This is a genomic window from Methylophilus sp. TWE2, assembly GCF_001183865.1.
GTDB lineage: Bacteria > Pseudomonadota > Gammaproteobacteria > Burkholderiales > Methylophilaceae > Methylophilus.
On sequence record NZ_CP012020.1, the window covers coordinates 2060307 to 2085565 of the forward strand.

Annotated in this window: 22 protein-coding genes; 9 read left to right on the forward strand and 13 right to left on the reverse strand. The window is 49.3% G+C overall.

Annotation, left to right across the window (positions count from 1 at the left end; all coding sequences use genetic code 11):
• Positions 1-60 precede the first annotated feature (60 nt).
• The 3 genes from ACJ67_RS09790 to ACJ67_RS09800 are packed head-to-tail and all read right to left on the reverse strand — an operon-like array spanning position 61 to position 2631.
• On the reverse strand, positions 61-861 hold the full coding sequence (locus ACJ67_RS09790) for an SPOR domain-containing protein (protein ID WP_049638915.1): 801 nt from the start codon (positions 859-861) through the stop codon (positions 61-63).
• 13 nt (positions 862-874) lie between these two features.
• A complete protein-coding gene (locus ACJ67_RS09795; RefSeq protein ID WP_049638916.1) occupies positions 875-1645 on the reverse strand; it encodes a type III pantothenate kinase in 771 nt (256 codons plus the stop codon).
• On the reverse strand, positions 1642-2631 hold the full coding sequence (locus tag ACJ67_RS09800) for a biotin--[acetyl-CoA-carboxylase] ligase (RefSeq protein WP_049638917.1): 990 nt from the start codon (positions 2629-2631) through the stop codon (positions 1642-1644). Before ACJ67_RS09800 ends, ACJ67_RS09795 begins: the two co-directional genes overlap by 4 nt.
• Before the next feature lie 167 nt (positions 2632-2798).
• On the opposite strand from ACJ67_RS09800, the gene ACJ67_RS09805 reads away from it, so the two are divergent.
• From ACJ67_RS09805 to ACJ67_RS09835, 8 genes are all read left to right on the forward strand, one after another.
• The gene (locus ACJ67_RS09805; RefSeq protein WP_049638918.1) at positions 2799-4580 is read left to right on the forward strand and encodes a glutamine--tRNA ligase/YqeY domain fusion protein; all 1782 of its coding nucleotides are present in this window, start codon (positions 2799-2801) and stop codon (positions 4578-4580) included.
• 172 nt (positions 4581-4752) lie between these two features.
• Complete coding sequence (locus ACJ67_RS09810) at positions 4753-5268, forward strand: AAA family ATPase (RefSeq protein WP_049638919.1); 516 nt, start codon at positions 4753-4755, stop codon at positions 5266-5268.
• Positions 5265-5435: a hypothetical protein gene (locus ACJ67_RS14845; protein ID WP_156171667.1), complete on the forward strand. Its 171-nt coding sequence runs from the start codon at positions 5265-5267 to the stop codon at positions 5433-5435. Before ACJ67_RS09810 ends, ACJ67_RS14845 begins: the two co-directional genes overlap by 4 nt.
• A gap of 50 nt (positions 5436-5485) precedes the next feature.
• Entirely contained in the window at positions 5486-6841 is a 1356-nt protein-coding gene (locus ACJ67_RS09815; RefSeq protein WP_049638920.1) for a HEPN domain-containing protein, read from the forward strand.
• A gap of 33 nt (positions 6842-6874) precedes the next feature.
• Entirely contained in the window at positions 6875-7432 is a 558-nt protein-coding gene (locus ACJ67_RS09820) for a flavin reductase family protein (RefSeq protein WP_049638921.1), read from the forward strand.
• A gap of 336 nt (positions 7433-7768) precedes the next feature.
• Positions 7769-9985: an HAD-IIB family hydrolase gene (locus ACJ67_RS09825; RefSeq protein ID WP_049638922.1), complete on the forward strand. Its 2217-nt coding sequence runs from the start codon at positions 7769-7771 to the stop codon at positions 9983-9985.
• 3 nt (positions 9986-9988) lie between these two features.
• A complete protein-coding gene (locus tag ACJ67_RS09830) occupies positions 9989-11938 on the forward strand; it encodes an alpha-amylase family protein (RefSeq protein ID WP_049638923.1) in 1950 nt (649 codons plus the stop codon).
• A 29-nt stretch (positions 11939-11967) separates the two neighbouring features.
• On the forward strand, positions 11968-12837 hold the full coding sequence (locus tag ACJ67_RS09835) for a mechanosensitive ion channel family protein (RefSeq protein ID WP_049638924.1): 870 nt from the start codon (positions 11968-11970) through the stop codon (positions 12835-12837).
• Positions 12838-12865: 28 nt separating this feature from the next.
• Here the strand turns inward: ACJ67_RS09835 and ACJ67_RS09840 are convergent, their stop codons facing one another.
• The 5 genes from ACJ67_RS09840 to rlmE form a co-directional block, all read right to left on the reverse strand.
• Positions 12866-13366: a hypothetical protein gene (locus ACJ67_RS09840; protein WP_049638925.1), complete on the reverse strand. Its 501-nt coding sequence runs from the start codon at positions 13364-13366 to the stop codon at positions 12866-12868.
• Between the two features lie 17 nt (positions 13367-13383).
• Positions 13384-14736 carry a phosphoglucosamine mutase gene (glmM, locus tag ACJ67_RS09845; RefSeq protein WP_049638926.1) on the reverse strand — a complete coding sequence of 451 codons (1353 nt, stop codon included), beginning with the start codon at positions 14734-14736 and terminating at the stop codon, positions 13384-13386.
• 60 nt (positions 14737-14796) lie between these two features.
• Positions 14797-15621 carry a dihydropteroate synthase gene (folP, locus tag ACJ67_RS09850; RefSeq protein ID WP_049638927.1) on the reverse strand — a complete coding sequence of 275 codons (825 nt, stop codon included), beginning with the start codon at positions 15619-15621 and terminating at the stop codon, positions 14797-14799.
• A gap of 92 nt (positions 15622-15713) precedes the next feature.
• The gene (gene ftsH, locus ACJ67_RS09855; RefSeq protein WP_049638928.1) at positions 15714-17624 is read right to left on the reverse strand and encodes an ATP-dependent zinc metalloprotease FtsH; all 1911 of its coding nucleotides are present in this window, start codon (positions 17622-17624) and stop codon (positions 15714-15716) included.
• A 147-nt stretch (positions 17625-17771) separates the two neighbouring features.
• On the reverse strand, positions 17772-18392 hold the full coding sequence (gene rlmE / locus ACJ67_RS09860; protein WP_049638929.1) for a 23S rRNA (uridine(2552)-2'-O)-methyltransferase RlmE: 621 nt from the start codon (positions 18390-18392) through the stop codon (positions 17772-17774).
• Between the two features lie 56 nt (positions 18393-18448).
• Here rlmE and yhbY point away from each other — a divergent pair, with 56 nt between their 5' ends.
• Entirely contained in the window at positions 18449-18757 is a 309-nt protein-coding gene (gene yhbY / locus ACJ67_RS09865) for a ribosome assembly RNA-binding protein YhbY (protein ID WP_049638930.1), read from the forward strand.
• Positions 18758-18811: 54 nt separating this feature from the next.
• Here the strand turns inward: yhbY and ACJ67_RS09870 are convergent, their stop codons facing one another.
• From ACJ67_RS09870 to dapB, 5 genes are all read right to left on the reverse strand, one after another.
• Positions 18812-19267, reverse strand: a complete 456-nt coding sequence (locus ACJ67_RS09870; protein WP_049638931.1) for a DUF4149 domain-containing protein — start codon at positions 19265-19267, stop codon at positions 18812-18814.
• 27 nt (positions 19268-19294) lie between these two features.
• Positions 19295-19777: a transcription elongation factor GreA gene (gene greA, locus ACJ67_RS09875; protein WP_018986500.1), complete on the reverse strand. Its 483-nt coding sequence runs from the start codon at positions 19775-19777 to the stop codon at positions 19295-19297.
• 92 nt (positions 19778-19869) lie between these two features.
• Positions 19870-23085 (reverse strand): carbamoyl-phosphate synthase large subunit, encoded by a 3216-nt coding sequence (gene carB / locus ACJ67_RS09880; RefSeq protein ID WP_049638932.1) that lies wholly within the window; start codon positions 23083-23085, stop codon positions 19870-19872.
• A complete protein-coding gene (carA, locus tag ACJ67_RS09885) occupies positions 23085-24224 on the reverse strand; it encodes a glutamine-hydrolyzing carbamoyl-phosphate synthase small subunit (RefSeq protein WP_049638933.1) in 1140 nt (379 codons plus the stop codon). The genes carB and carA overlap by 1 nt, the downstream gene beginning before the upstream one ends.
• A 228-nt stretch (positions 24225-24452) precedes the next feature.
• Entirely contained in the window at positions 24453-25259 is an 807-nt protein-coding gene (gene dapB, locus ACJ67_RS09895) for a 4-hydroxy-tetrahydrodipicolinate reductase (protein ID WP_049638935.1), read from the reverse strand.

The window sequence follows — 25259 nt, forward strand, 5'->3', positions numbered from 1 at the left end:
GTAAAAGCTCTAACAAAAAGCCCGCAATTGCGGGCTTTTTACTTTAGCTACAGGCTTAATTTACTGGCAAGGAATCTCTTTCAACACCGTATCCGGAAAGCGCGAACGTGACTTTTCCAAGCTGGCGAATTGCTGAGCCGATACCTGTTGTAGCTTGATCACCGCCTGGCCCCCGTTGCGCGGCGCTTTAATCAGCAATTTTACGCCTTTATTTTTGAGGTCTGCCATCAGTTTATCTGCCAGTTTTTCATCGCGGAACACACCAAATGAAATCGCATTACGCCATTTAGGGTCATCCTGCACAATAAAGAAATCCTCAACACCCAGTTTTCGCAACTCATCAGCCTTGGCCTGGGCGGCTTCAGGCGTCGCCAATGGTGGTTTGTATATCCAATAGCGGACATTTTCCTGGCCGCTGCTAGTCATATTGGTTTGCGTTTTAATATTCAGTTGCTGCGCTGCATTGGCAGCTTCAGTGACGCGTGACATATTAAACCCGCTCCATTCATAACAAGCCGTTTGTACTGGCGCGTGAGTTTCTGCAGGTTTAGCAGGTGTTTTTTCAGGGGCTTTAGGTTCAGCCTGTTTGCTTTCCGTCTTAGGCGAGTCAGGCGAGCTTGGCATCATGGCAGCTTGGGCGGGTGAAGGCTCTTCCGGCGTTACCGTTGATTCAGCAGGTTCAGGCGTAGGCGCGATCACCCGCTTTGGGTAAGATTCTAATGCCTTGGCGTCTAACAGTTTGATTTGTTCAGGATGCAATTCCGGCTTCAGGCTACTGACCGCTGGCGATAACGCATCGCGTTTAAAGTAGGCAAACACAGCCACATTGATCAATAGCAATATCCAGAATAGTCGTTTCATTGCACTGTACTTTTCATTTATCTGTATTCCTGGCCAGGCAGGCCAACCCCTTTAATACCAGATTATCCACAATAATGGCCTGTGCTGACAATGCATGGGGCAAATATCTGCGCAACAACTGCGCATCGCCGCCACTGAGTAGCAATAATGGTGGTGTCCCGGCCTGTTCCGACAACCGTGCATATTGCATGGCAATCGCCGCGGTCAGCGCTTGCACGCAGCCTAACCACATTGCTTGCTGACTATTACGGGCAAAATCCTGCCACTCAATATCTTCAGGATAACTGTAATCCAGTTGTGCAGCCCCCTGCTGCAAACTTTGCCACATCAGCCGCAAGCCTGGCTGGATGCTGCCACCCAGAAAATCTGCTTCATGATTGTTGACCAGCAAGGCATCTATCGTCATGGCGGTGCCTGCGGTGACCACCAACGCAGACTGGCTGAATTGCCGCCAGGCTGACAGCAGGCTACACCAGCGGTCACTGCCTAATTGTGCCGGGTGGCTGTAATGGTTTTTTAAACCCAACGCAGAACCTACTGCCTGAATCACATGCAAAGACTTCACCATGGCTGGCAATCCCTGCAACCAGCGTTCACCGGCGACATTGCTGAGCCAGACCTGATCTGCCTCTAATACTGCCTGACGTAACAACCCCGTTTCACTGCTTGCAGCAAACCAGTGCGCATTTTCCAGCGTATGAATCTGCCAAGAAGTATCGTCATCTGCCGCGGGACACCATGCCCATTTGGTCCGGCTATTGCCCGCGTCTATCAATAATTTCACGCTGCGCTCCGCAGACTGATTTCACCGGCATTGAAGCGCTGTTGACCAGCTGCCGTTTCTACCAGCAGACTGCCCTCTTCTGCAACGCCTAACACTTGTCCTGGCACCACCTGCCCGCTTGCCAGCAACAGATTGACTGGTTGTTGATGAAACGCATGATAGGTGGTCCACTCAGACTGAAAATAGGCAAACCCGTGTTCCGCGAACTGGTTTAAATGCATGGCAAGCTGGTTCAGGCAACGGCCCAGCAACAAATTAGGATCCATCGCCTGTCCAAACAACGCATTGAGGCCCATCACAGGCTGGTCAATCTGCTGGCGCATGTCAGTTTCCATTTCCAGGTTCAGGCCTATGCCAATCACCGCCGCACTCGGACCTTCCATATCGCCTTGCAATTCAATCAAAATGCCACCCAGCTTATGCCACTGCCCTTGGTGCTTCACCAGCAGGTCATTCGGCCACTTGAGCTGCACATCCGTCAAGCCCAAGTCATGCAAGGCGCGCACCAACGCCAAGCCCACAACGAGGCTCAGGCCAGATAAACCAGCCGCTCCACATTGAAACCGCCACAGCAGCGAAAATGTCAGGCTACCGCCCAATTGCGACAACCAGCTGCGACCACGACGGCCACGGCCCGCAGTCTGGATCTGCGCTGCCACACAAGTGCCATGGGCGACACCTCGGGCACTTTCCTGCATCAGGTAACGGTTGGTCGAATCCACCTGTGCCATCACCTGCACATGAAACCATGGCGCATATTCGCCGCAGGCATGCACAATCTCATCCACATCTAGCAAGGTCACAGGCTTAGGTAAGCGGTAACCGCGTCCGCGTACTGAGAATACCGTGATCCCCAGCATTTCAACCGATTGCATGGCGTTATAGACTGTGGCGCGCGTCACCCCGAAGCGCTGTGCCAATGCCTCGCCAGAGTGAAATTTGCCATCGGCCAACACCGCCAATATCGGGAATGCTAATTTGTTCATTAAATACAGTTTTAAAGGAAACAGGATGCGTGAATCATAGGCCGCAGTGTAGCATATCGGCCTGGTAAGCCAGGCCGATAAAAGCCATAAAAGGCGTGCATTAAGCGTTTTGGTCAGGTCGTGAAGCGTGTAAAATAGACCATACTTTAGAAACCTCAAGAATCGCCATGTCGACAGAAAAAGAACCCATCCCCGCTGCCTCCAACTTTATCCGCGCCGTCATTGATAAAGACCTTGCAGAAAACAAATACGCGAACAAAAAATGGGCGGGCAGCCCAGGCGATGCAGCGCACCAGGCCACTGGCCAAGTAGACTTTGCCAAAATCCGCACACGCTTTCCGCCCGAGCCTAATGGCTATTTGCATATCGGCCATGCCAAATCCATCTTTTTAAACTTTGGCCTGGCACGTGATTACGGCGGCGTCTGCCATTTGCGTTTTGACGACACCAACCCGGAAAAAGAAAGCCAGGAATACGTAGACAGCATCTCTGACATGGTGCAATGGCTGGGCTTTGGCTGGGACAACACCACGCCCAATGGCAGCAAAGAGAGCAATCTTTACTTTGCCTCTGACTATTTCGGTGTCATGTACCAAGCCGCAGAAGCGCTGATCACTAATGGTCATGCCTATGTCGACGAGCAAACGGCCGAAGAAGTGCGTATCAACCGTGGCACGCTGACTGAGCCAGGCAAGGATTCGCCTTATCGCAACCGCAGCGTAGAAGAAAACCTGCGTATTTTCCGTGAAATGCGCGATGGCAAACACCCCGATGGCAGCATGTTGTTGCGTGCCAAAATCGACATGGCCTCGCCTAACATCAACATGCGCGACCCGGCCATTTACCGTATCCGTCGCGCGCATCACCATAATACGGGCGACCAATGGTGCATCTACCCGATGTATACCTTCGCCCACCCGATTGAAGATGCGCTGGAGCAAATCACCCACTCCATCTGTACGCTCGAATTTGAAGATCAACGCCCGTTTTATGACTGGCTGATGGCGCGTCTGGTAGAAGCTGGCCTACTGGCTAATCCGGTGCCTTACCAATATGAGTTTGCACGCCTGAACCTTACATATGTCGTACTCTCCAAGCGCAAGCTGATTCAACTGGTAGAAGAAAAACACGTCAGCGGCTGGGATGATCCCCGCCTGCCAACCCTGGCGGGTGCCCGCCGCCGTGGCTATACGCCAGAAGGTTTCAAGCTGTTTACTGACCGTATCGGCGTTTCCAAAGCAGATTCCTGGATCGACTACAGCATCCTAGAAGACTGCATGCGCGAAGTGCTCAACGAATCCGCACCCCGTAAAATTGGCGTGCTTGACCCGATCAAACTGGTCATTGATAACTACCCAGAGGGCCAAGACGAAGACTGCTACGCCCCTAACCACCCGCAAAAGCCAGACTTAGGCAAACGAGTGGTCAAACTCTCCAAAGAGTTATGGATTGAGCGTGAAGACTTTATGGAAGAACCTTCCAAAGGCTACTTCCGCTTATTCCCCGGCAATATGGTGCGCTTGCGCTATGGCTACGTGGTCAAATGTATCAGCTGCGAAAAGGATGCGGCTGGCAACGTGATTACCGTGCATTGCGAATACCTGCCAGACACCAAATCCGGCACACCTGGCGCTGACAGCGTCAAGGTCAAAGGTAATATCCACTGGGTCAGCGCCAACCACGCTTACACCGCCGAAATCCGCCTGTACGACCGACTGTTTAAAGACCCACATCCAGGTAGCGGCGACAAAGACTTTTTAGAAGATATCAACCCGGATTCAGTCAAAGTCATTACCGCCCAACTGGAACAAAGCGCCCAGGAAGCACAACCGGGTGACAGCTACCAGTTTGAGCGTCACGGGTATTTTGTCGCAGACAGAAAAGACAGCGTGGCTGGTAAACCGGTGTTTAATAGAACAGTGACGTTGCGAGATAATTGGCAGAAGTAATGGACAAGAGCCACGCCGATCATTCATCGTTCACTAATAATCGGGAACGTAGCTTGAATGAGCAAGCGTGGCTAAATGTTGCTAATCAATGTCTGGACGACATCCTTTTCAAAAAGGTAGAAATCATCCCAGCAGAAGTCGTTTTTGAAAGAACTGACCAAGTTCTAGACCAATGAAAAAAGTCATCATTATCGCAGGTCCAAATGGTGCAGGAAAAACCACTTTTGCCCGGGAATACTTGCCTAATGAGGCTAATTGTCCAATCTTCATTAATGCCGACCTCATTGCAGCTGGGTTGGCGCCCTTTTCCCCTGAAACGGCTGCGGTAAAAGCGGCAAGACTGATGCTGAAAGAAATTGAGTCAAATGTAAAAGCTGGAAATAGCTTTGCTATTGAAACAACGCTTTCAGGAAAAACTTACGCAAGAGATATTATCGAATGGAAAAAGGTTGGCTATCACATCACGCTTGCTTTTCTAAGCTTACCTGATCCAGAAATCGCGATAGCCAGAGTTGCCGCAAGAGTAGCCGCTGGTGGACACAATATCCCAGAAGGCACCATCAGGCGTAGATTCAAAGCAGGTTTAGAAAACTTTCATCAGCTTTACAGTCCTCTAGCAAATTCATGGTCTTTGTATGACAATTCAGGCGACGAACCTAAATTAATATCACGAGGCGTAAATCTATGACTGAAAAAGAAAAGTTGATAGAAAAAGAGTTTAAAGATATTGACCAAGCTCTTCGCCGTGCAGCTCAAACTGCAAAAAAACTGGCAGAGCAAACTGGTACACCTTATGTAGTCACAAAAAATAATACTGATAGCTTGCAACAACCTGTCATTACTTACAAAGAGTAATTTACAGTTGACTCTAGACTAGACCTTCCTAATCAGCTGACTCTTGAGCTATGACAACTGAAAAAATAAAACTCCACCAAGGACAAATAAACTGCCTTCGAGACTTCATAAAATCATTTGAATTCAAAAATGAAAGCCTAACTTCAAATGATTATTTAAGTTTCCAAAACTTGGAAGAAAGCCTGCTCAAAAACAAGGTATTACAGGAGCATTTTGACAAACATGAACTGGGCTTTTTTATCCAAAGGATAGCTGATGACTTTGTATCTGAAAAAACTGATAACTTAGATGAAAAAAAGAAACTTTATCAATCAGATGATTGGCTCAATTTATGTTTAGAAAGAGTTGTAAATCTAATTCAGTCAACTCCATTAGAGTACACGGGGTCCATTAGTTTCCCAGCATGTAGAACAAGATTTCCAGTGAATATATCTCTAAATTCACGATTATCCATAGATACCCCTCACAATATATCTTACCCAAACAGTTCACTCGTTACGGCTCTGCTTAAAATCAGTGAACATAGTATTTGGCAAACGGATTTGCTAAATGAAAAAACGTATCTTAATCTGAAAGTTCATGGATATTGCGACGGCAGCATAAACTGTACAGCTAGCATTGAATTTCTTTCATTACTTAAACAGTTTTTGGCCTTAGCTATGATTCAGAACCTTTTAGTGGCGGATAAATGGAAGTTGAGTTTACAAAATTGGCAGGAAATTGAAAAATCTGATAAAAAGGTAACTCCTCACTGGGTAATGAAAACTACAAACTCAGATCAGCAAAAACCATGGCATATGGAGGTTCCTCCTGAGCTAGCGGCCTTTATTAACGTAATAAATTTTAACTCTAATGATTTATCGATTTTAAGTGATTGCAAAAACACAAAATCAGCGTCTATAACTGTATTAGGTTCATTAGTTCAGAGAGAGCCTGAGAATGCATTGGAATTCAACGAGGCACTGCTTAATAAATTCAAGATAATATCTACGTTTTTTAGTACTGAAACATCTTTTGACAAAGAAAGAATATCAGCCGCCCTTGAATGGTATTTAGAGGCAAAGTCATCTAATAATCAATCTGTTTCACTTATTTATTTTTGCATAGGGCTTGAAGCTATTTTGAGTGACGGCACTAAATCTCGCGAACTTGGATTGAAAGAGAAGTTAGGTGATCGTGTCGCTTATATGATTGGCAACACACAAGAAGAACGAAAAAAATGGAAAGATAAATTTGAAAAAATATATGAGGCGAGAAGTAATCTTGTGCATGCTAAGCAGCCACGATTATCGAAACACGATCAAGAACTACTACGCTCAGCGGAAGTGATCCTTGAGTATTTGATAGAAAGAGAATTAAATGGATTATTGAAATCGCTTCAAAAAAAGAAGCCGTCTAACCATTAATAAAGCATTCGTAACATAATTAAGTTGATTTAAGTGACCAAAAATATTTCTTTGCTGCATTCTTATCGATTGCTAAATCACGGCTCGACAACCGTCATCACCTCCGCTCACGCTGGTCAACGAAACATTATGGCCGCCGCCTGGGTCTGCGCTTTAGACTTCAATCCACCCAAAGTCACTGTCGTCATTGATAGCAAAACCTACACCCGCGAACTGATGGAAGCCGAAGGCACATTTGCCATCAACCTGCCCTGTGTCAAACAAATTGAAATGGTGAAAAAAGTTGGAGGTATTAGCGGTCGTGATTTGCCGGGCACAGACAAATTTGTTGAATACGGCATTGAGACCTTTGCCGCACAGGAGATCAGCGCGCCGCTAGTGAAAGATTGCGTGGCGTGGCTGGAGTGCAAAATTATCCCCGAGCCGCATAATCAGAACACTTATGACCTGTTTATTGCCGAGGTGGTTGCGGCGCATGCCGATGAGCGTGTGTTTAGTGATGGCCGCTGGCATTTTGAAGGCCATGATGAGTTGCGCACCATTCACCATGTTGCGGGAGGCGTGTTCTACGCGACCGGCCAGCAATGCTAATTTACTAACCTTGATACTCTCTACAAAGCCCCGCGAATCACGCGGGGCTTTTTATTTTCAGACAATTCCTACACTGCAAAACTAAACTTATGCCTAGGCTGAATGTCAGGTTTATTGGGTTCTAAGAATTTTGTAAGTGAGCGGCACTGAGACCTGGAATTGAATCCTGTCATGAAAAGTCTTTCATCGTGAAAGCTGACACGGGCGTTGATGCCTCAGAATAAATCAAACAATGTTGCATTACGTTGTCTTCATTGTCGCGACCTGCGGCTAGCATTTGGCAATCGGCAGACCGGTCGGTTGCCCTCACGGTTCTCTTTGGTAGTAAGGGTAAACATGCGTACACAACATCAACAAAAAAATGATCAGCTCTATGTGTTACTGATCAGTGTTCACGGTTTAATCAGGGGCGAGCAGCTTGAACTTGGCGTCGACGCTGATACTGGTGGCCAATGCACCTATGTGCTGGATTTGGCGAGAGCTTTGGCTGAACACCCGCAGGTGGGTAAGGTTGAATTAATGACGCGCCTGATTGAAGATCCTAACATCTCGCCTGACTATTCCCTGCCTCAAGAGCAGCTCAGTGAAAAAGCCCGCATTATCCGCTTCCCGTGTGGGCCCAAGCGTTATTTGCGCAAGGAAACTCTATGGCCGCATCTGGACCAGATGGTAGACCGTTGTCTCCATTATTTGCGTCAGCAAGGCCGTTTGCCGGATGTGATTCACTCCCATTATGCCGACGCAGGCTATGTGGGCCGTCAGTTGTCCATGCTATTGGGTATTCCGCTGATTCATACCGGGCATTCGCTGGGTAAGCCCAAGCAGGATCGCCTGCTTTCAAGTGGACGTAAAGCTGCGAATATTGAAAAACAATTTAATTTTGAGCGGCGGATTGCCGAGGAAGAAGCGCTGATCCAACATGCTTCCATGATCGTCACCAGTACCCGGCAAGAAGTGGAATTGCAATATGGCATGTATTCGCAGCCAGACCTCAAGCATTTCCGCGTGATTCCTCCGGGTACAGATACTTCACGTTTTTCACCGCCTGGCAGGCGCCCGATTTCAGACACGGTAGAACACAGCATCAACCGTTTTTTGGAAAACCCCAAGAAGCCGATGATTTTGTGTATCTGCCGCCCGGAAGTACGAAAAAACATCAAAGGCCTGGTCGCTGCCTACGCCAATAACCAGGCACTGCAAAAACGTGCCAATCTGGTGCTGGTAGCAGGGAGCCGCGAGAATATCCGCGACCTGGAAAAATCGCAGGCAGCTGTGCTCAATGACCTGCTGCTGGACATTGATACCTATGACTTGTGGGGCAAGGTGGCGATTCCTAAAAACCATGCCCAGGAAGACGTGCCTGAAATGTACCGCATGGCAGCAAAAAGCCGCGGTATTTTTATTAATGCCGCCTTTACCGAACCGTTTGGATTAACCTTGTTGGAAGCTGGTGCTTGCGGTTTACCTGTCATTGCACCGGATGATGGTGGTCCGCGGGATATTTTAACGAACTGCCATCACGGCTTGCTGGTCGACACCCTCAGTAGTGAAGCCATTGGTGAGGCATTACTCTCTGCATTGACGGATAAAGCCCGCTGGCGCAAATGGGCTAAGAATGGCGTGCTAAACGTCAAGCGTCACTACACCTGGGAGGGTCACGTCAGCAAATATGTGAAAGAGGTAAATGCATTATTGCGCAAGCAGCGTAAAAACTTGCGTAAGCAACAGATTGCCCTGCATAGCGGGAAGTCTCCGATTCCTCTGGCACAGCATGCTTTTATCACCGATATTGATAATACCCTGCTTGGCAACCGTGCTGGACACGAAGCGTTGACCGAGTGGCTAATTGCCAACGGCAGTTATACCGTTTTTGGTATCGCCACCGGGCGCCCGCTCGAAAGCGCGATTGATATCTTGCGTAAAAACCGCATCCCAATTCCCGATGTGTTGATCACTTCGGTCGGCTCCGAAATTCATTATGGCATACGTCAGACTCCGGATATTGGCTGGGCTAACCATATCCGCCACTTATGGCGGCGTGACGATGTGTTGAAGGCCATGCAGGAAATCCCCGGCATACGCTTGCAGACACCTGAAAACCAACGTGAATTCAAGATTTCTTATGTGGTAGACCCAAAAAAAATGCCTGGAGCGGACAAAATCAACCAGCATTTACGTGGCCATGGTTTGCATGCGCAGGTGATTTACTCTCATGGCGAGTTTCTAGATATTTTGCCGATACGTGCTTCCAAAGGTCACGCTATCCGTTACCTCTCCTATAAATGGGGGTTGCCATTAACCAACTTCCTGGTTTCTGGTGATTCCGGCAATGATATTGAAATGCTCATCGGCGACACCATGGCGGTGGTAGTAGGGAATTACAGTGAAGACCTCTCTCACCTCAAGGGCATCCCCCGTATTTATTTTGCCGAAGCCACTCATGCAAACGGCATCCTGGAGGGCATGCAGCATTACAAATTTGGTAAGCCTATCAGCAAGGATCATGGTGGAACCCCAGACCACAAAAGTGAAACAGTTGTTGAAGGAGCCTAAGGCATGTATGAGCAAATCTCACATTCTTTGTTGAATGACATCCTGACCCAATTCAAACAACCCAAAGGCGAAGATTGGCAACATTTTTATACCCGGCTGGGGGCTAATTTCTATGCCATCCACTCGCTATTTCAGCACTTATACGGACAACGCGCCGACTTTAAAGAACAGCTTGGCAAGCTGGTGAATGTGCTGGCACAGCAATATGCGCAACGCGCTCCCCATTTAAGAGCCAAGGACCTGGAGCGCGAAAAAAACCATGACTGGTTCATGCAGCAGAAATGGGTCGGGATGGCGCTGTATTGCCAGGGCTTTGCCGGCAATTTGGCCAATATGCGCGACAGATTACCCTACATACAAGAGCTGGGCGTGAATCTGGTGCATATCATGCCACTCTGCGATTGCCCGGAACTACAGAACGATGGCGGTTATGCCGTGCGCGACTTCAGGAAGGTAGATGCACGTAATGGCACCATGGAAGATCTGGAACAGTTGATTGCGGCCATGCAACAGAGTGATATGTTGCTGACGCTGGATGTGGTCGTCAACCATACCTCGGACGAGCATGAGTGGGCCCTTAAAGCCAAGCAAGGTGACCAGCAGTACCAGGATTACTATTATATGTACCCTGACCGGACCCTGCCGGATATGTTTGAGGCTGCTATGCCTGAGGTTTTTCCCGAACAGGCACCCGGAAGCTTCACGTTAAACCCCGACACTGGCAAATGGGTGATGACAGTGTTCAACCATTATCAATGGGACTTGAATTACAGCAACCCGGCGGTATTCATCGAAATGGTGGATATTGTCCTGTTCTGGGCCAATAAGGGCGTGGATATCCTGCGGCTGGATGCGGTTGCCTTTTTATGGAAAAAAATAGGCAGCAGTTGCCAGAATGAACGGGAAGCCCACCTGATTCTGCAACTGTTGAAAGATTGTTGCCAGGTGACTGCACCAGGCGTCATCTTTATCGCAGAAGCCATTGTGGCGCCTACCGAAATCATCAAATATTTTGGGGAAGATGCGATTAATGCCAAGGAATGCGAAATCGCCTACAACGCCACCTTCATGGCCCTGCTCTGGGATGCAGTGGCGACCAAACAGACGGTGCTACTGACCAAAGGCGTGGAAGATTTGCCGGAAAAACTGGACCGCGCCACCTGGTTGAACTATGTGCGTTGCCATGATGATATCGGCTTAGGCTTTAGCGACAAAGCCATTATTGAGGCGGGTTTTGATCCAGTCTCACATCGTCGCTTCCTGGTGGACTATTACACGGGACGCTATCCTGAATCCAATGCCAGGGGCTTCGCTTTTGGCGTCAACAAGAAAACAGGGGATGCCAGAATTTCTGGTGCGCTCGCATCCCTGGCCGGCCTGGAAACTGCGCTTGCCACTCAGGATCAGTCAGCCATTGAAAATGCGATGATGACGATCATCCTGCTGCATAACTTGATCATGTCGTTTGGCGGTATTCCATTGATTTACTATGGCGATGCAGTGGGCACACTGAACAATGACAGTTATTTGCAAGATGAAAACAAAATGCATGATAACCGCTGGGTGCACAGGCCAACGCTGGATTGGGAGGTGATGGCGCTCAGGAATGAGCCCGGCACCGTTCAACAACGCCTGTTCAGCCAGATCAAGCAATTGATCGCCATCCGCAAGGAGATTTCTGCGTTTGCGGATTTAAATAACCGCGAATTGATTACCCTGGAAAACCCGCATTTGTTTGCCTTCCACCGTTTTGTACAAACCGGCATGCATTCCAAAGTAGTGGTGGTCGCCAATTTTGATACCTCACCACAATCCGTCCCTTTACAATCGTTCCGGCAAAAAGGCCTGTTTAAAGGCGCTGTACTGACAGAGTTATATAGCGGTCAGCAAATCATCCCGGAATCAGACTTCCTGACCATCCCTAAACTCACGGCTTACTGGCTATCTACCTAACCACTCATTTGAAAGGAATATTCAACACAATGTCTTGGTTTACTTATTTAGGCATCGAAAATCCAGCGGAAATGTTGGCACTGATCAAAACCCTGTTACGCATTTTCCTCATTATGGGGGTTGCCTACTTTCTCAATCGCCTTAGCAAAAAACTGATTGTTAAATTACGGGATAAGTTGAATGCCAGACAAGTGGACAACCTCGAAGAGATCAAACGCCTGAATACACTGAGCATGGTGCTGCGCTATATTGTCACTACGGTAATCCTGGCCATTACCGTGGTAGAAATCCTGCATGAGCTGGGCATTTCGATTGCCCCGGTACTGGCAGCAGCCGGTGTCGTAGGTTTAGCTGTCGGCTTCGGTGCACAAAGCCTGGTCAAGGATTACTTCAACGGATTCTTTTTATTGCTGGAAAACCAGATTCGCAAGGATGATGTGGTAGAGATTGCTGACAAAGCCGGGCTGGTCGAAGAAATTACCTTACGCTATATCAAAATGCGCGATTACGAGGGCAATGTCCATTATGTGCCTAATGGCCAGATTACGACTGTCACCAACCGCTCACGCGATTTTGCTTATGCGGTGATGGATATCCGCGTGGGCTATGATGAAAATATCGCCAAGGTCATGCAGATCATGCATGAAGTGGGGGCTGCTATTGTGCAAGATGAGGCATTGCAAAATAAGGTGCTCGACAAGCTAGAAATTGCCGGTGTCGATAACCTGGCGGAATCTGCTGTCATTATCCGTTGCCGTATCAAAGTCCGACCACTGGAACAATGGACAATTAAGCGTGAATACCTCAAACGTATTAAAAACGCATTTGATGCCCAACAGATTGAGATTCCTTTCCCTCACCTCACCGTTTATCAAGGTCAGGGGCAACTGGCTGCTTAATAAAAAACGGGCGATAAGCCCGTTTTATTTATGGCTGGCGTAATGCCCTGCGCTTTTGCCTGTCACGATAAGCCAGCAGGATAATGATGCCTGCAACATTTGGAAACCAGATGTACCAGTGCGACCATGGGATGCCGTCCATCCTGAAATCTGACACTGGCCAGAACATGGGCGTTGGAAAGTATTCCAGGCTATGGAAAGGAAAGTCCAGCGTAATATGGAATGGCCAAGCCAGCATGGCAAAGGCAATCTCTTTGCGCCAGATGGCTACCAGGCCAATCACGGTGAATGCAACCACAAAACTGTGTCCAACGTGATAGGCCGGGTAAATCCAGGCAGGCAAGCTTGCTAGCGCTGGTTTTCCCCACGTATAGCTGCCATCAATCACACGCATGAAAAAAAGCGCACCAAAGGAAATCAGATCTGGCATGGCACCCATCAGCGCGGCAAACTTTGGATAAGCTAATCGGGTAGATTTACGGAATCCAAACAGGCCGTAACCCCACAACGCGTGGCTAAAGGTGTCCATGATCGCTCCTGGAAGATTTAGGCAGCCAGCTGACGGATCACGTCTGCCAATTGCTCCGCCTGAGTTTGTACCAGGGTTGGATTAAGACCTTCGACCATGACCCTGATTTTAGGCTCGGTGCCAGAGGCACGTAACAACACACGCCCTTCACCATTGAGTGCCTGTTCTGCTTGCTGCACAGCGTTCTGCACGGCATCCTGGTTTAAATCCAGTTTTTGTTTGGTAGTCACGTTGATCAGCACTTGCGGATACAGGGTCAAATCAGCCCCTAACTGTTGCAAGGTTTTCCCGCTTTCACGCAAGGATTGTAGCACTTGCAAGGCGGCAATAATGGCATCGCCACTGGTGTGTTTGTCCAAGGTGAGGATATGGCCGGAGTTCTCGCCACCCAATTTCCAGTTTTTATCCTGCAGCAGTTCAAGGACGTAACGGTCACCTACTTTCGCCCGTGCAAACGGGATCTGGTGTTTCTGCAAGGCGTGCTCAAGGGCCAGATTGGTCATCAGGGTGCCTGCAACACCGCCTTTGAGTTTACCTTTGGCATACAGGCCCATGGCGATGATATACAGCAACTGGTCGCCATCCAGCAAGTTGCCTGCACCATCAACCATCATGACGCGGTCACCGTCGCCATCAAAAGCAATACCCAGGTCTGCGTGATGCTCGACCACGGCTTTTTGCAGGGCCTGCGGATGGGTGGAGCCTACATTTTCGTTGATATTGAGACCATCTGGCTGGTGACCGATGGTAATCACCTCGGCACCTAACTCATGAAACACATCGGGCGCAACGTGGTAAGTCGCACCATGGGCGCAATCGAGCACAATTTTCAAGCCACGCAGATCCAAGTGGTTAGGGAAAGTGCTTTTACAGAATTCGACATAACGGCCTGCCGCGTCGTCTACACGCTTAGCCTTGCCTAACTGTGCAGAATCCATGACCTGCATAGGCTTGCCTAGCTCGGCTTCAATCGCATGCTCAATGTCATCAGGCAATTTAGTACCTTGTGCTGAAAAAAACTTGATTCCATTGTCATAATAAGGGTTATGCGAAGCTGAGATGACGATGCCAGCCTGTGCACGCAAGGCGCGTGTTAAATAGGCAACGGCGGGCGTTGGCATAGGACCTGTCAGCAACACATCCACACCTGCTGCTGACAAGCCAGCCTCCAGCGAAGCTTCCAGCATATAACCTGAAATACGGGTATCTTTCCCTATGAGTACCGTTGGCCTTTTACCTGCAGGTAAATGCTCGTGATTGGCTAATACGCGTCCGGCAGCATAACCCAGCTTCATCACAAACTCCGGGGTAATGACAGATTCGCCGACACGGCCGCGAATGCCATCGGTGCCAAAATACTGTTTACTCATCGCTCTTATCCTTTACAATTTTTCTTGCTCTAATTTGTTGTGCTTGCTTATTTTTATCTGCTATTTAAGCGCAGCAACGACTTTAAGCGCTTCGACTGTCGCCTTGACATCGTGCACTCTCAGCAAATGCGCGCCATGCATGGCGCTAATCACCGCCGCAGCCACACTGGCATGCAAACGGGCATCGACATCGTTGCCAGTCATTTGTCCCAGGACAGACTTGCGGGATAACCCCACCAATAACGGGCAACCCAACTCCAGCAACTGCGGTAATGCTTTGGCCAGTGCGATATTATGCGCCCGGGTTTTGCCAAAGCCAAAACCGGGATCCAGCATGATGCGCTGAGGGGCAATGCCTGCCGACAAACAAGTATCGCGTTGTACACGCAAAAACTGCTTCACTTCGGCGACCACATCTTCATAGTGCGGGGCTATTTGCATGGTTTGCGGCGTGCCCTGCATATGCATGATGCATACGCCAGCATCGCTATTAGCCACAGCCTCCAGTGCGCCCTCTTCCTGCAAGCCTCGTATGTCATTCACGATGCTGGCACCAGCAGCAATCGCAGCACGCATGACAGCGGGTTTATAGGTATCAATTGAAATCGGGACTGGAATATCTCGTGCTATCAGTGCTTCAATCACTGGAATGACACGTCGCAATTCTTCTTCAAGGGGCACAGGCGTGGCATTTGGCCGAGTAGACTCACCACCAATATCCAATACGTCTGCGCCTTGTTCGATCAGCTCCAGCGCATGCGCGAGAGCTGCATCTCGATGGTCAAACTGGCCACCATCCGAAAAGGAATCAGGCGTGACATTGACGATACCCATGACTTTGGGTGACTCAACATTGAGATGAAAACGTCCACAGTGAAACAGCATGTCATTGAATTCCACAAAAACAAAAAGGCTGGCAACTGCCAGCCTTGTTATTTTAACTGAATGCCGGGGGATAAAACACCCGGCACATCATTCTAGACATTACTTTCGGTGCCATCACCTTTCGCCGTCGGTTGTGGCGTAGGGTTGACGATGGTACCGGTGCCGCTACCACCAGAAGTCATGGTTGGGCCATTTTTCTGTTTAGGCGCACGGACTGGTAAACCAGCCATGATGTCGTTGATCTGGTCAGCATCAATGGTTTCAAATTCCATCAACGCCTTGGTCATGGCCTCTACCTTATCACGGTTATCTTCCAGCAATTTACGCGCAATCGCATATTGCTCGTCGAGGATACGGCGGATTTCAGCATCCACTTTTTGCTGTGTCGCCTCAGACACGGTACGGGAAGACATGCTGCCCATCCATGAATCCTGTTCACTACCCGCGTAAACCATGGTACCCAAGGTGTCAGACATACCAAACTTGGTGACCATGTCACGTGCCATTTTTGTCGCACGTTCAAAGTCATTCGACGCACCAGTAGACATTTGATTCATGAAAATCTCTTCGGCAATACGGCCGCCGAACAAAATCGAAATGTCTTCCAGCATCTTGTCTTTGTAGTTGCTGATACGGTCGTGCTCAGGCAACTGCCAGGTCAGGCCTAACGCCCATCCGCGCGGCATAATGGTCACTTTGTGTACCGGGTCAGCCTTGGGCAACAGCTTGGCGACTACGGCGTGACCAGATTCGTGATACGCCGTATTCAAGCGCTCTTCCTCACGCATGACCATAGACTTGCGCTCAGGGCCCATGAAGATTTTGTCTTTGGCATCTTCAAAGTCCTGCATGTCTACGGTGCGCTTATTGCGGCGCGCTGCAAACAGGGCAGCTTCGTTCACCAGGTTGGCCAAGTCAGCACCACTAAAGCCTGGTGTACCACGGGCCAAGATATCGGCTTTGACGTCCGGGTCAATTGGTACTTTACGCATGTGCACGTTTAAGATCTGCTCGCGGCCTTTGATATCTGGCAAGCCAACCATCACCTGACGGTCAAAACGGCCTGGACGTAACAACGCTTTATCCAGCACATCAGCACGGTTAGTAGCCGCAATCACGATGACGCCTGAGTTTGCTTCAAAGCCATCCATCTCAACCAGCATCTGGTTCAGGGTTTGTTCACGTTCATCATTACCGCCACCGGTACCGGCACCACGATGACGACCGACGGCATCAATCTCGTCAATAAACACGATACAGGGCGAGTTTTTCTTGGCGGTTTCAAACATGTCACGCACACGTGCAGCACCCACGCCGACAAACATTTCAACAAAGTCTGAACCGGAAATGCTGAAGAATGGTACCTTGGCTTCACCCGCAATCGCACGAGCCAGCAAGGTTTTACCAGTCCCTGGTGGGCCTACCATCAATACGCCACGTGGAATGCGGCCACCCAGTTTCTGGAACTTGCTTGGGTCTTTCAGGAATTCGACCAGTTCAGCCACTTCTTCCTTGGCTTCGTCACAGCCTGCCACATCGGCAAAGGTTGTACTATTGTTAGACTCGTCCAATTGACGCGCCTTGCTCTTGCCAAATGAGAATGGACCACCGCCCTTGCCACCACCTTGCATCTGGCGCATGAAGAAAATCCAGACGCCAATCAGCAGAATCATCGGGAACCAGGACACGAAAATGCTCATGAGCATGGATTCATGCTCTTCTGGTTTGGCTTCCACAATCACGTTATTTTTGAGCAGGTCAGAAACCAGCCATGGATCTGAAGGCGAAAATGTATCGTAGGCTTTACCTTCATTGGTTGTCACATGCAGTGAGCGGCCATCAATTTGTACTTTTGCAACACGGCCATCTTTGACCTCTTGCATAAACTGCGAGTAAACCACCTGACCGCTACTCCTGCCCGTGCCGTTGAATTGATTAAATACCGTCATCAGCAACAAGGCGATAGCTACCCAAATCGCGATATTCTTCAGTAGATTATTCAAAGTGGTTCCTTAACTTTAAAAACAAAAGGCAGGGAGAATCCCTAAGAAAACAATGGAGGCAAAACCAAAGATTTCAAGCCTTGATGGCATTGTATACCCAATTTTTTGCTTGTGCGACGAAAACTAAACGTGTAAAAGCCCTGCATTTCAAGGTTTTCGATTTTGCCCCAGCAAATAGACTTCGCTGCTGCGATCACGTGAAGCTTTTGGCTTGCGCGTGACCACTTTTTCAAACTGGCCGCGCATCTGTTTCACAATTTCCTCAAATCCGCTGCCAATGAAAACTTTGACCAGAAAATTGCCGCCCGGTTTCAACCATTGCTGACAAAAATCGAGCGCGAGCTCGGTCAAATATGTTGCACCGGCCTGGTCCACATCCTTAACGCCGCTCATATTCGGTGCCATATCGGCAATGACCAGGTCCACTAGTTTGCCATTGAGTGAGGATTCGAGTTTTTTCAGCACCTCTTCTTCGCGAAAATCACCGCAAATAAAGTCCACCCCAGGGATAGGATGCATGTCCAAGATATCAAGTGCGATGACTCGCCCTTGACCCTTGATACGTTGCACTGCCACCTGTGACCAACTGCCAGGCGTGGATCCCAGATCCACCACCGTCATCCCTGGTTTGATCAGTTTGTCTTTATCGTCAATCTCCAGAAGTTTATAGGCGGCACGGGCGCGGTAACCATCTTTTTGTGCGCGCTTCACAAACTCGTCATTGAGATGCTCTTGCATCCATGCCTTACTGGTTTTGGAGGGTTTCATAGGGGGAATTCCTGCTTCATGCTAAAATGCGAACTGTTTTCAAGGAATATTTTTGCATGCAATTAAACAGCAAACAAATCGCTTATTTACGTGGCCTGGCACACAATTTAAATCCTGTGGTCATGATAGGCAACAATGGCTTGACCGAAGCCGTGTTAAAAGAAATTGATGTCAGCCTCAATGCCCATGAACTGATTAAAGTCCAAGTCGCAGGAGATGACCGCGAACTGCGCAAATCCCTGCTGGAAGAAATTGCCGACAAGGCGAATGCGATTGCGGTACACCATATTGGCAAACAACTGGTATTTTACCGTGCTAGCGAAACCGTTAAAGCTTCTGCCAAGATCGTCATTCCAAAACTGTAAATTCAGCGTCAATCAATAAAAAACGCGCATTTAATTGCGCGTTTTTTATTGGCCTTATCTGGATTTCACCACCAGCCAGACTCCCAGTAAACACTCTACCAGGTAAGCAATACTGGCAACGCCATGCCAAGTCCTGAATCGGCTGGCAAATACGCTTTGCATCACGTCATTAGGCAGGGCGCTGGCTTTCAATTGTGCCAGCAAGGGTTGAATGCCAAACTCACCAATCAGCACCAGCACCCACATCACGAAAACCACCCAGAACAACCCTTGCTTGAAGGCAGAAAAGCCTTCACTTGCCAAACGCTGCACTAGCAACCATAAGCCACTGCCCAGGCCGATATAGCTGACGATCGTAAACAATCTGCCAGCCACCTGCCCGGCAAGCTGGCGGTCAGGAATGGTCTGGAACAATACGCTGGCAGTGATGGCGGTCATCCATAAAGCACCAACCCAAAATGTTAGCAGCAAGGGATTCAACCAACCTGTCAGTCCTGATTGCCTGGCCATGCTTATGCACTCCTAAACAACATACGCTTAAACGTAAAGTACTTCGATAATTTCGTACTCTTTGATACCACCAGGTGACTGGACTTCCACCACTTCACCTTCTGATTTGCCAATCAGGCCACGTGCAATCGGTGAGCTAACTGAAATTTTACCATTCTTGATATCAGCTTCATCCTCACCTACGATCTGGTAAGTTTTGGCATCCCCTGAATCCAGGTCTTCAAAACGGACAGTGGCGCCAAACACCACGCGACCTTCAGCGTTCAAGGTGGTCGGATCGATGATCTGCAAATTGGACAGCTTTGCTTCTAGCTCAGAGATACGCCCTTCAATAAAACTCTGGCGCTCTTTGGCGGACTCATACTCAGCATTTTCAGACAAATCCCCCTGCGCACGCGCCTCTGCAATCGCCTGGATGATATTGGGTCTGTCCACAGCTCGTAAACGTTGTAATTCTTCCTTGAGCAATTCTGCACCTCTCACGGTGACAGGAATCTGATGTACTGCCATGTTGAAATACCTTCAAAAAATGAGTATAAAAAAAATAAACCACACCCGGATGAGCGTGGCTTATTTCAAATATCAATTAAGCCTAGTGTATGTTAAGCAAGGCGTTTGTGCAAGTCTTGCACCGAATAGACATCCATGTCCTTGCTTTGAGCCATCCCGATACACGCCGCACGTGCACCCGCCAATGTCGTGTAGTAAGTCACCTTGTTTTGCAAGGCACTACGGCGGATTTCGTACGAATCGGTAATCGCTTTTTTGTCTTCAGTCACATTGACAATCAAACTGATCTCATCGTTCTTGATCATATCGACAATATGCGGACGACCTTCGGCAACCTTGTTTACCGGCGTCACATCCAGGCCCTGTTCAGCCAGCGCCCGAGCCGTACCTTTGGTGGCCACCAGTGTAAAGCCCAGCTTGACCAGGTCTTTAGCAATATCGATCACTTTTTTGTGGTCTTCATTACGCACGCTGATAAAAGCCCTGCCGCCAGTAGGCATTTTGACAGATGCCCCCAATTGCGACTTCACGAATGCTTCTGCAAAGGTATTGCCAACCCCCATCACTTCGCCGGTCGATTTCATTTCCGGGCCCAGGATAGTATCCACACCTGGGAACTTGATGAATGGGAACACGGCTTCTTTGACAGAGTAATAAGGCGGAATCACTTCCTTGGTCACGCCTTGTGATTTCAGGGTCTGACCCGCCATACAACGCGCAGCAATCTTTGCCAGTTGCAAACCACAGGCTTTGGACACAAACGGGACTGTCCGTGATGCGCGCGGGTTGACCTCCAGCACATACACCACTTCGCCCTGCTCTGTATTCTGCACGGCAAACTGTACATTCATCAGACCTTTAACGCCCAACGCTTTGGCCATTTGCACGGTTTGTCTGCGTAATTCATCTTGCAGGCTATCGCTGAGGCTATAAGGTGGTAATGAACAGGCGGAATCACCGGAGTGCACACCGGCTTGTTCCACGTGCTGCATGATGCCGCCGATCAACACATCTTCGCCATCGCTGAGCGCATCCACATCCACCTCGATCGCATCATTGAGGAAGCGGTCCAGCAAGACTGGAGACTCGTTTGAAACCTTCACGGCCTCACGCATGTAGCGCTCAAGCTGGCTTTGCTCATGCACGATTTCCATCGCACGGCCGCCCAATACATAAGAAGGACGCACCACCAGTGGATAACCGATTTCGGTTGCCAGGCGGATCGCTTCTTCAGGTGCACGTGCCGTGCGGTTAGGCGGCTGCTTGAGGTTCAGGCTATGCAGCATCTGCTGGAAACGCTCACGGTCTTCAGCACGGTCAATCGCATCTGGGGTCGTGCCAATGATAGGCACACCGGCTTTTTCCAGGTCACGCGCTAGCTTGAGTGGCGTTTGACCCCCGTATTGCACGATCACGCCAACCGGTTTTTCGATGTTCACAATTTCCAGTACATCTTCCAATGTCACTGGTTCGAAGTACAGACGATCAGAAGTATCGTAATCGGTAGAAACAGTTTCCGGGTTACAGTTAACCATAATGGTTTCGTAACCATCTTCGCGCATCGCAAAAGCGGCATGTACGCAGCAATAGTCAAACTCAATACCCTGGCCGATACGGTTAGGGCCACCGCCCAATACCATGATTTTTTTCTTGTCGGTCGGATTGGATTCGCACTCTTCTTCATAAGTGGAATACATATAGGCCGTATTAGTCGCGAACTCAGCCGCACAGGTATCCACGCGCTTGTATACCGGACGCACATTCAGTGCCTGACGGAAAGCACGCACGGCATGCTGATCGGTATTCAGCAATTTGGCCAGACGGCGGTCAGAGAAGCCTTTACGCTTCAAGCGGAACAACGTGTCTTTATTGAGGTCAGCTAGGGACTTGGTAGACAAAGAAAGTTCAAGCTTGATGATTTCTTCAATCTGCACCAGGAACCAGCGGTCGATTTTAGTGATATCAAAAACTTCATCTACACTCATACCCAGGCGGAATGCGTCAGCCACATACCAGATACGCTCTGGCCCCGGCTCGCCCATTTCCTTGACGATACGGTCTTTGTCATCGGTGAGGGGATCCAGCCCATCCACGCCGACTTCCAGACCACGCAAAGCCTTTTGGAAAGATTCCTGGAAGCTGCGGCCCATGGCCATCACTTCACCCACAGACTTCATCTGCGTGGTCAAGCGGCTGTCCGCCTGCGGGAATTTTTCAAACGCAAACCGTGGCACTTTGGTGACCACATAGTCAATTGAGGGCTCGAATGAAGCCGGGGTCTGTCCACCGGTAATTTCATTACGCAACTCGTCCAGCGTAAAGCCGACGGCCAGCTTGGCAGCGACTTTGGCAATCGGGAAACCGGTCGCTTTGGAAGCCAACGCAGATGAGCGCGACACACGCGGGTTCATCTCAATGACAATCATGCGGCCATCATTCGGGTTAATGGCAAACTGAACGTTGGAACCACCGGTATCGACACCGATCTCGCGCAACACTGCCAAAGAAGCATTACGCATGATCTGGTACTCTTTATCAGTCAGGGTTTGTGCAGGCGCAACGGTAATACTGTCGCCAGTGTGCACACCCATAGGGTCCAGGTTTTCGATCGAACAGATGATGATGCAGTTATCCGCTTTATCACGGACCACTTCCATCTCGTATTCTTTCCAACCCAGCAATGACTCTTCAATCAATAATTCATTGGTTGGGGAGGCATCCAGGCCGCGCTCGCAAATGGCGATAAATTCTTCACGGTTATAGGCAATACCACCACCGCTGCCGCCCATGGTGAACGAAGGACGGATAATCGCTGGGTAACCAATCGTCGCTTGTACCTGCAACGCCTCTTCCAGGCTGTGCGCGATGGCAGAGCGTGCAGAACCCAGACCAATTTTGGTCATGGCTTCTTTAAACTTTTGGCGGTCTTCGGCTTTATCAATCGCCTCTTTGGTCGCACCAATCAGTTCTACATTGTATTTCTGCAACACGCCATGCTTGTCCAGATCTAAGGCACAGTTCAGTGCAGTCTGGCCGCCCATGGTTGGCAGCAACGCATCAGGGCGCTCTTTTTCAATAATCTTCTCGACAATTTGCCAGGTAATCGGCTCGATATAAGTCGCATCTGCCATTTCCGGGTCAGTCATGATGGTGGCCGGATTGGAGTTCACCAAAATGACACGATACCCTTCTTCGCGCAGGGCCTTACACGCTTGCGCGCCAGAGTAGTCAAACTCACAGGCCTGACCAATGACAATCGGACCTGCACCGATAATCAGGATACTTTTAATGTCGGTTCTTTTTGCCATTAGATGGACTTTCTTTCTTGCATTAACTGGATAAAGCGGTCAAACAACACGCTCATTTCTTGCGGACCCGGGCTGGCCTCAGGGTGCCCCTGGAAGCTGAATGCTGGTTTGTCAGTACGTGCAATGCCTTGCAAGCTACCGTCAAACAGCGACACATGCGTCACTTTCACATTCTCTGGCAATGTTGCCGGGTCAGCTGCAAAACCATGGTTTTGGCTGGTAATGTAAACGCGCTTGCTTTCCACATCCTGTACCGGATGGTTGGCGCCGTGATGGCCGAACTTCATCTTCAGTGTTTTGGCGCCACTCGCCAGTGCCAGCAACTGGTGACCCAGGCAAATACCAAAGGTTGGAATGCCGGTATCCACCAGGGTTTTGATGGCCTTGATTGCATAATCGCAAGGCTCCGGGTCACCAGGGCCATTGGAGAGGAAGATGCCATCTGGCTTGTAAGCCAAGGCCTGCTCGGCTGTGGCTTGCGCTGGCAATACCGTCACTTTACAGCCACGTGAAACCAGCATGCGCAGAATGTTACGTTTCACGCCATAATCAAACGCCACCACATGAAACTGGCCGCTACCCGTTTTACTAAAGCCTGAGCCTAGCTCCCATTCCGTTTCGGTAAACTGATAAGGCTGGGTACAGCTGACCACTTTGGCCAGGTCCATCCCGGCCAAACCAGGAAAACCCTTAGCCAAGGCTAGCGCCTGAGCTTCATCGACAGATTCGCCTGCCATGATACAACCGGCCTGTGCGCCTTTTTCACGAAGAATGCGTGTCAGTTTACGCGTATCGATATCTGCAATTGCCACCACGTTGTTGGCTTTGAGATAATCGGAAAGATTTTGTTCACTGCGGAAATTGCTTTCCAATAAGGGCAGGTCACGAATGATCAGACCCGCAGCATAGACTTTGCCTGACTCAACATCTTCACTATTGGTACCATAGTTGCCAATGTGAGGATAAGTCAGTGTCACGATTTGTTCGGTATAGGAAGGATCGGTAAGGATTTCCTGATAACCGGTGATGGAAGTGTTGAACACCACCTCACCGACCGTATGACCGGAAGCGCCAATGCTAATGCCCTTAAAAACAGTTCCATCTGCTAACACTAAAATCGCTGGAATTGTTTTTGACACCTTTAGCTCCTTAAGTTTGATACGAAACACATCTGGATGATGGCTCACAGTCAAGCTTTAGGGGATAAAGCCGCGGTGAGTAGATGTGCAAAACGGGAAAAGCTTGTTGGACTCTTCCCGTTTCAGAATTGCAGCATTATAGCGCAAATTGACAACCCACTCAAGGGCAACTCAGAAGCAAACATGGATTCAAGCCTGACGTTGATTAGGCAAGAAATCTATTGAAAATCAGGTTTTCTCAAACCCCAGCACATCACGCATGTCAAATAACCCCTTAGGTTTATCTGCCAGGAACTTGGCTGCACGCAATGCGCCTTGTGCAAATGTGGCACGGCTTGAAGCCTTGTGCGTCAACTCCACGCGCTCGCCAACTCCAGCCAGCACAACAGTATGATCGCCCACCACGTCGCCGCCGCGCAGCGTGGCAAAACCAATGGTGCCTGCTTCGCGCTCACCAGTCACCCCTTCGCGCGCATACACAGCACAATCGTTCAACGCTTTATCAATCCCTTTAGCAGCCGCCTCACCCAACCGTAAAGCCGTGCCTGAAGGTGCATCTATTTTATGGCGGTGATGCATTTCGACCACTTCAATATCATAACCTTCATTGAGCACGCGTGCGGCTTGCTCAACTAGGTTAATCAAAAGAGTGACCCCTACGCTCATGTTTGGCGCAAATACGATACCAATATTTTTGGACGCCGCCTCAATACTGGACTTTTCAGTCTCACTAAACCCGGTAGTACCAATCACTAATTTAACGTTGGCTTGCTGACAAGCTTGTAAATATTGCATACTGGCTTCCGGGCGAGTGAAATCCACCAGCACATCGGCACCGGCCAATGCGGCATGGATGTCAGCCGTGATTTTTACGCCACTGACCTTGCCAAACTGCTCGCCTGCATCCCGTCCTATCATGGCGCTTTCAGCACGATCAAGTGCCGCATGCAAATGCAAGCCGTTATCAGAAAAAACTCCATCCAGTAAGGCATGCCCCATACGACCAGACACGCCAGCAATCACTACTTTCAACAT

Coding starts and splice junctions, on each gene's coding strand:
- carB (WP_049638932.1), bottom strand. CDS start 23,085: ATGGCAAAAAGAACCGACATTAAAAGTATCCTGATTATCGGTGCAGGT.
- ACJ67_RS09835 (WP_049638924.1), top strand. CDS start 11,968: ATGTCTTGGTTTACTTATTTAGGCATCGAAAATCCAGCGGAAATGTTG.
- ACJ67_RS09840 (WP_049638925.1), bottom strand. CDS start 13,366: ATGGACACCTTTAGCCACGCGTTGTGGGGTTACGGCCTGTTTGGATTC.
- ACJ67_RS09870 (WP_049638931.1), bottom strand. CDS start 19,267: ATGGCCAGGCAATCAGGACTGACAGGTTGGTTGAATCCCTTGCTGCTA.
- greA (WP_018986500.1), bottom strand. CDS start 19,777: ATGGCAGTACATCAGATTCCTGTCACCGTGAGAGGTGCAGAATTGCTC.
- yhbY (WP_049638930.1), top strand. CDS start 18,449: ATGCAATTAAACAGCAAACAAATCGCTTATTTACGTGGCCTGGCACAC.
- ACJ67_RS09800 (WP_049638917.1), bottom strand. CDS start 2,631: ATGAACAAATTAGCATTCCCGATATTGGCGGTGTTGGCCGATGGCAAA.
- rlmE (WP_049638929.1), bottom strand. CDS start 18,392: ATGAAACCCTCCAAAACCAGTAAGGCATGGATGCAAGAGCATCTCAAT.
- ACJ67_RS14845 (WP_156171667.1), top strand. CDS start 5,265: ATGACTGAAAAAGAAAAGTTGATAGAAAAAGAGTTTAAAGATATTGAC.
- ACJ67_RS09810 (WP_049638919.1), top strand. CDS start 4,753: ATGAAAAAAGTCATCATTATCGCAGGTCCAAATGGTGCAGGAAAAACC.
- dapB (WP_049638935.1), bottom strand. CDS start 25,259: ATGTTGAAAGTAGTGATTGCTGGCGTGTCTGGTCGTATGGGGCATGCC.
- ACJ67_RS09805 (WP_049638918.1), top strand. CDS start 2,799: ATGTCGACAGAAAAAGAACCCATCCCCGCTGCCTCCAACTTTATCCGC.
- folP (WP_049638927.1), bottom strand. CDS start 15,621: ATGCTGTTTCACTGTGGACGTTTTCATCTCAATGTTGAGTCACCCAAA.
- ACJ67_RS09815 (WP_049638920.1), top strand. CDS start 5,486: ATGACAACTGAAAAAATAAAACTCCACCAAGGACAAATAAACTGCCTT.
- glmM (WP_049638926.1), bottom strand. CDS start 14,736: ATGAGTAAACAGTATTTTGGCACCGATGGCATTCGCGGCCGTGTCGGC.
- ACJ67_RS09830 (WP_049638923.1), top strand. CDS start 9,989: ATGTATGAGCAAATCTCACATTCTTTGTTGAATGACATCCTGACCCAA.
- ACJ67_RS09790 (WP_049638915.1), bottom strand. CDS start 861: ATGAAACGACTATTCTGGATATTGCTATTGATCAATGTGGCTGTGTTT.
- ACJ67_RS09825 (WP_049638922.1), top strand. CDS start 7,769: ATGCGTACACAACATCAACAAAAAAATGATCAGCTCTATGTGTTACTG.